The 5,015-nt window shown below is 68.3% G+C and carries 4 protein-coding genes and 2 pseudogenes; 4 read left to right on the forward strand and 2 right to left on the reverse strand.

The genetic code is table 11. From position 1 onward, the window contains the following. The 4 genes and pseudogenes from pabB to QZ709_RS05360 all read left to right on the forward strand — a co-directional run. Window positions 1–949 (forward strand): annotated as a pseudogene (gene pabB / locus QZ709_RS05345) (aminodeoxychorismate synthase component I); the annotation flags it as partial. Between the two features lie 94 nt (window positions 950–1,043). After that, window positions 1,044–1,712: an HAD-IB family hydrolase gene (locus tag QZ709_RS05350; RefSeq protein ID WP_294636246.1), complete on the forward strand. Its 669-nt coding sequence runs from the start codon at window positions 1,044–1,046 to the stop codon at window positions 1,710–1,712. A 68-nt stretch (window positions 1,713–1,780) separates the two neighbouring features. Beyond that, a complete protein-coding gene (locus QZ709_RS05355; protein WP_294636247.1) occupies window positions 1,781–2,686 on the forward strand; it encodes an AEC family transporter in 906 nt (301 codons plus the stop codon). A 20-nt stretch (window positions 2,687–2,706) separates the two neighbouring features. Further along, entirely contained in the window at window positions 2,707–3,165 is a 459-nt protein-coding gene (locus QZ709_RS05360) for a DUF411 domain-containing protein (protein ID WP_294636248.1), read from the forward strand. 24 nt (window positions 3,166–3,189) lie between these two features. Here QZ709_RS05360 and QZ709_RS05365 read toward each other — a convergent pair whose 3' ends face one another. Then, a complete protein-coding gene (locus QZ709_RS05365; protein ID WP_294636249.1) occupies window positions 3,190–4,869 on the reverse strand; it encodes an electron transfer flavoprotein-ubiquinone oxidoreductase in 1,680 nt (559 codons plus the stop codon). Window position 4,870: 1 nt separating this feature from the next. Beyond that, a pseudogene (locus QZ709_RS05370) lies at window positions 4,871–5,015 on the reverse strand (electron transfer flavoprotein subunit alpha/FixB family protein); the annotation flags it as partial.

Here is a 5,015-nt window from a genome sequence, read left to right on the forward strand (position 1 = left end):
GTTTGCGCGGCTGCACCACCTGAGCCGCGACGAGGTCGATGCCTGGCTTGCTTCTCCGCCCGGGTTCACCGCGGCACACGGCGGGGCGCCCCGGCTGAGCCCCTTGACGCCCACGCTCGGCCCTCAGGCCTACGCCCGGGCCATCGCGCGCATCCACGATGCGATCCGTGCCGGTGAGACCTATCAGGTCAACCACACACACCGCCTGCGGGGCGAGCTGACCGGCTCGCCACTGGCCCTGTATCGCCTGCTGCGCGCCCGCCAGCCCGTGCCATACGGCGCGCTCATCGCCCTGCCGCATGCGCCGGGACGTCCGGCATGGGTGCTGTCGTGCTCGCCAGAGCTGTTCATCGAACAAAACCAGGGCACCCTCACGGCCCGGCCGATGAAGGGCACCGCCCCGCGCTCGGCGGACCCGTCCGTCGACCAGGCCCAGGCCCACTGGCTCCGGCACGACGCAAAGAACCGGGCCGAGAACCTGATGATCGTCGACCTGCTGCGCAACGACCTGGGCCGCGTGGCGCAGACCGGGACCGTGAAGGTGCCCGAGCTGTTTGCCGTGGCGCCACACGGGGCGGTCTGGCAGATGACGTCGACGATCACGGCCCGCCTGCGCGAGCACCTCAGCTTCCCGGACCTCCTGCGCGCCAGCTTTCCCTGTGGCTCCATCACGGGCGCGCCCAAGCGCCACACCATGCAACTGATCCAGCAGCTGGAAGACACGCCACGCGGCCTCTACACCGGCAGCATCGGCTGGGTCGATGCCACCGGCCCCGATGCGGACAGCTGGGCCTGCTGCCTGTCGGTCGCCATCCGAACTGTCTGCGTGTCGGCCCCCGATGCCGAAGGCCGGCATGCCATCGAGATGGGCGTGGGCAGCGGCATCGTACTCGACAGCGAGGCCGAGTCCGAGTACGCGGAATGCCAGCTGAAGGCCCGCTTCCTGACCGGCGTGGTCGAAGCTGCCCCGCTGGATACCGCCCCGGACACGCCGTGGAACGCTCCCCTGCCCGCGGCAGCCTGCGCGGTCTGAGGCCGTGGCCATGCGCCTCTCGCACCTCGCGCTGTTCGACCTGGATCACACCCTGATCGACTTCGACAGCGGCATGGCCTGGTGCGAGGTCCACGAACGGGCCGGCCGACTCCCTCCGGGCAGCCATGCGCGCTACCTGGCGTGCTGCCAGGCCTACGTCCGTGGCGAGGCGACGCTGCTGGACCTGCACCGCCTGCTTGTCCGCCCCTTGAACGGCCTGCCGGCCGACACCCTGCATGCGTGGCAGGCCGCCTTCAGCGCGGCCATGGCGCCGTGTATGAGCCCGTGGGCGCTGGATCTGGTCAACCGGCACCGCCAGGCGGGCCACCCCTGCGTGCTGGTCACGGCCACGTCCCGCCTGATCGCCGAGCCGCTGGCCCGGCTGCTGGGCCTCCATCACACCCTGGCCACCGAACCCGCCCTCTCAGGCGATGGCGATGTCCAGGACATGCCTTGCTGGGGCAGCCACAAGGTGGCGCGGGTTGAGGCATGGTTAAGCCAGCACGACCACGGCGGGCTGGCCGGCATGACGTCCTGGTTCTACTCGGACGCGTACAGCGACCTGCCCCTGCTGCAGTCCGTCACCCACCCGGTTGCCGTCCAGCCTGACGGCCGCTTGAGGGCCCATGCGCGGGCTCGGGGTTGGCCCATTGTCGAGCGGGGCGAGGCGCGCGATTGAAGCCGTCGTGCTCCAATCGCACAACCTCCTCCCCGATGACAGCCGGTGGTCCGGCACCTCCCGACCCGATGAGCCTCATCCTGTTTTCGCTCTGGCCCCTGTTCGCCCTGATCGTGGCCGGTTTTGTGCTGAACCGCCGCGGCTTTCCAGGTCAGGGCTTCTGGCCCGGTGCAGAGCGCTTCAACTACTTTGTTCTCTTTCCTGCGCTGCTCTTCAACAGCCTGGCCGTCGCGCCGCTGAACAGCGCCTCGCTGCCCCGGCTGGCGGCCACCGTGCTCGTCACCCTGTCGGTCTGCATGGGGGGCCTGCTGCTGGCCAGGCGCTTGCGCCCATGGCCAGTGGCGCGCTGGGGCGTGCTGGTGCAGGGCACGCTGCGCTTCAACACCTACATGGGGTTGGCGGCCATCAGCGCGCTGCACGGGCCTGCTGGTCTGCAGATTGCCGCCGTCGTCATCGCCGTGCTGGTCCCTGCGGTCAACGTGCTGTCCGTGCTGGCCTTCATGACCAGGGGCCAGACGCGTGCGCGGGCACTGATCCTGCCTGTCATCCGGAACCCACTGATCCTGGCTTGCGTGGCAGGCGCCCTGTTCAACCTGGCCGGCCTGGAAATGAAGTGGGGCTCGGAGCGGCTGCTGGGCCTGCTGGCGGCCACCAGCCTGCCCCTGGGGCTGCTGTGCGTGGGCGCCGGACTGAATCCGTCCGAGCTCAAGGGCCAGATGGGCAGCATGTGCAGCAACGCCGCCGTGCGCCTGCTGGCGGTGCCCGCTGCAGCCTGGCTCTGCGCCCGCCTGCTTCAACTGCCCGCCACCGAGGCCGCCGTGCTCGTGCTGATCTTCGCCCTGCCTACCGCGCCGGCCGCCTATGTCCTCACACGGCAAATGGCAGGAGACAGCCACCTCATGGCCGGTATCATCACACTGCAGACGGCCGCATCGGCCCTGACCCTGCCGCTGGCCTTGCTGGCCCTGCGGTGAACAGCGAGATCCGACCCACCATGCAAAGACGCGCCCTTCTCCAGTTCGCACTCGGTGCCGTGGCCTTGTCCACCCTGCCGGCCCAGGCCGGCGCAGGCCTGCCCGAGGTCGAGGTGTTCAAGAACCCGAGCTGCGGGTGCTGCGGCGCGTGGGTCGATCACATGAAGGCCGCCGGCTTCTCGGTCAAGGTCGTCGAAGTCCCGGACACGGGACCGGTGCGCCAGAGGCTCGGCATGCCGGAGCGCTTCGGCAGCTGCCACACGGCCACCGTGGGCGGCTACACCCTGGAAGGCCATGTGCCGGCCGACGAGGTCAAGCGCCTGCTCAAGACGCGCCCTCGGGCAGTGGGCCTGGCCGTGCCGGGCATGCCCATCGGCTCGCCCGGCATGGAGATGGGGCCGCGTCTGGACCCCTACAAGGTGCTGCTGGTCGACCGCACGGGGCAGGCCACGGTGTTCGCGTCCTACCCGCGGGCCTGATACCGGGGCCCTTGCACGGCCCGATCACATCCCCGCGTAGTTCGGGCCGCCACCACCTTCCGGCGTGATCCACACGATGTTCTGCGTCGGGTCCTTGATGTCGCAGGTCTTGCAGTGCACGCAGTTCTGCGCGTTGATCTGCAGGCGGTCGGTGTTGTCGTCGTTCTTCACGAACTCGTACACGCCCGCCGGGCAGTAGCGCTGTTCGGGGCCCGCGTACTTCGCCAGGTTGGTCTGCACCGGCACCGCCGCGTTCTTCAGCGTCAGGTGCGCCGGCTGGTGCTCGTTGTGGTTCGTGTTCGAGACGAACACCGAGCTCAGGCGGTCGAACGTGATCTTGCCGTCCGGCTTCGGGTAGTCGATCTTGGCGCACTCGGCCGCAGGCTTCAGGCGGGTGTGGTCGGCCTCGGTGCGGTGGATGGTCCACGGTGCGACCTTGATGCCCAGCTTGGGCAGCAGCCACTGCTCGATGCCGGTCATCAGCATGCCCACGTACATGCCCTTCTTGAACCACTGCTTGAAGTTCTTCGAGCTGTCGAGCTCTTCCTTCAGCCAGCTGGTTTCGAACGAGGCCGGGTAGGCGCTCAGTTCGTCGTGCTGGCGGCCGGCGTTCAGCGCATCGAAGATGGCTTCGGCGCACAGCATGCCGGTCTTCATGGCGGCGTGCGAGCCCTTGATGCGTGCGGCGTTCAGGAAGCCGGCGTCACAGCCCACCAGGGCGCCACCGGGGAACACGAACTTGGGCAGCGACAGGATGCCGCCAGCCGTGATGGCGCGGGCGCCGTAGCTCAGGCGCTTGCCGCCTTCCAGGTACTGCTTGATGCTGGGGTGGGTCTTCCAGCGCTGCATTTCCTCGAACGGGCTCAGCCAGGGGTTCTGGTAGTCCAGGCCCGTCACGAAGCCCAGCGTGACCTTGTTGTCTTCCAGGTGGTACAGGAAGCCGCCGCCATAGGTCTGGGTGTCCATCGGCCAGCCGGCGGTGTGCACCACCAGGCCGGGCTTGGCCTTGGCCGGGTCGATCTCCCACAGCTCCTTGATGCCGATGGCGTAGCTCTGCGGGTCCTTGCCTTCGTCGAGCTTGTACTTGGCGATCAGCTGCTTGCCCAGGTGGCCGCGCGCGCCTTCGGCAAAGATGGTGTACTTGCCGTGCAGTTCCATGCCCAGCTGGAAGTCGCCCGTGGGCTCGCCCGACTTGTCGATGCCGAGGTTGCCGGTGGCGATGCCCTTGACCGAGCCGTCGTCGTTGTAGAGCACTTCCGCGGCGGCGAAGCCGGGGAAGATTTCCACGCCCAGGGCCTCGGCCTGCTGGCCCAGCCAGCGCACCACGTTGCCCAGGCTGATGACGTAGTTGCCGTGGTTGTGGAAGTTGTTGGGAATCAGCGCCTGCGGGGTGGCGGTGGCGCCGGTTTCGCTGAGCACCAGCACCTCGTCGGCCGTGACCGGCTGGTTCAGCGGCGCGCCCAGTTCCTTCCAGTTCGGGAACAGCTCGTTCATCGAGATCGGGTCCATCACGGCACCCGACAGGATGTGTGCGCCCGGCTCGGAGCCCTTCTCCAGCACGACGACGGAGACCTCCTTGCCGGCCTTCTCGGCCAGTTGCTTGAGCTTGATCGCCGTCGACAGACCAGCCGGGCCGGCTCCGACGATCACGACGTCGTATTCCATCGACTCGCGCGGGCCGAAGGACTGCAGCGCGTTCGTCATGTCAGAGCACCGATGCCATCTCGGGCACGGCGGTGAACAGATCGGCTTCCAGACCGAAGTCGGCCACCTGGAAGATCGGGGCTTCCGGATCCTTGTTGATGGCCACGATGACCTTCGAATCCTTCATGCCGGCCAGGTGCTGGATG

The sequence above is a fragment of the uncultured Aquabacterium sp. genome, assembly GCF_913773725.1.
In the GTDB taxonomy this organism is placed as follows: Bacteria; Pseudomonadota; Gammaproteobacteria; order Burkholderiales; family Burkholderiaceae_C; genus Aquabacterium.

Bases quoted from the DNA above. Each gene is read 5' to 3' on its own strand.
- QZ709_RS05355 (WP_294636247.1), top strand. From the start codon at position 1,781: ATGAGCCTCATCCTGTTTTCGCTCTGGCCCCTGTTCGCCCTGATCGTG.
- QZ709_RS05365 (WP_294636249.1), bottom strand. From the start codon at position 4,869: ATGACGAACGCGCTGCAGTCCTTCGGCCCGCGCGAGTCGATGGAATAC.
- QZ709_RS05360 (WP_294636248.1), top strand. From the start codon at position 2,707: ATGCAAAGACGCGCCCTTCTCCAGTTCGCACTCGGTGCCGTGGCCTTG.
- QZ709_RS05350 (WP_294636246.1), top strand. From the start codon at position 1,044: ATGCGCCTCTCGCACCTCGCGCTGTTCGACCTGGATCACACCCTGATC.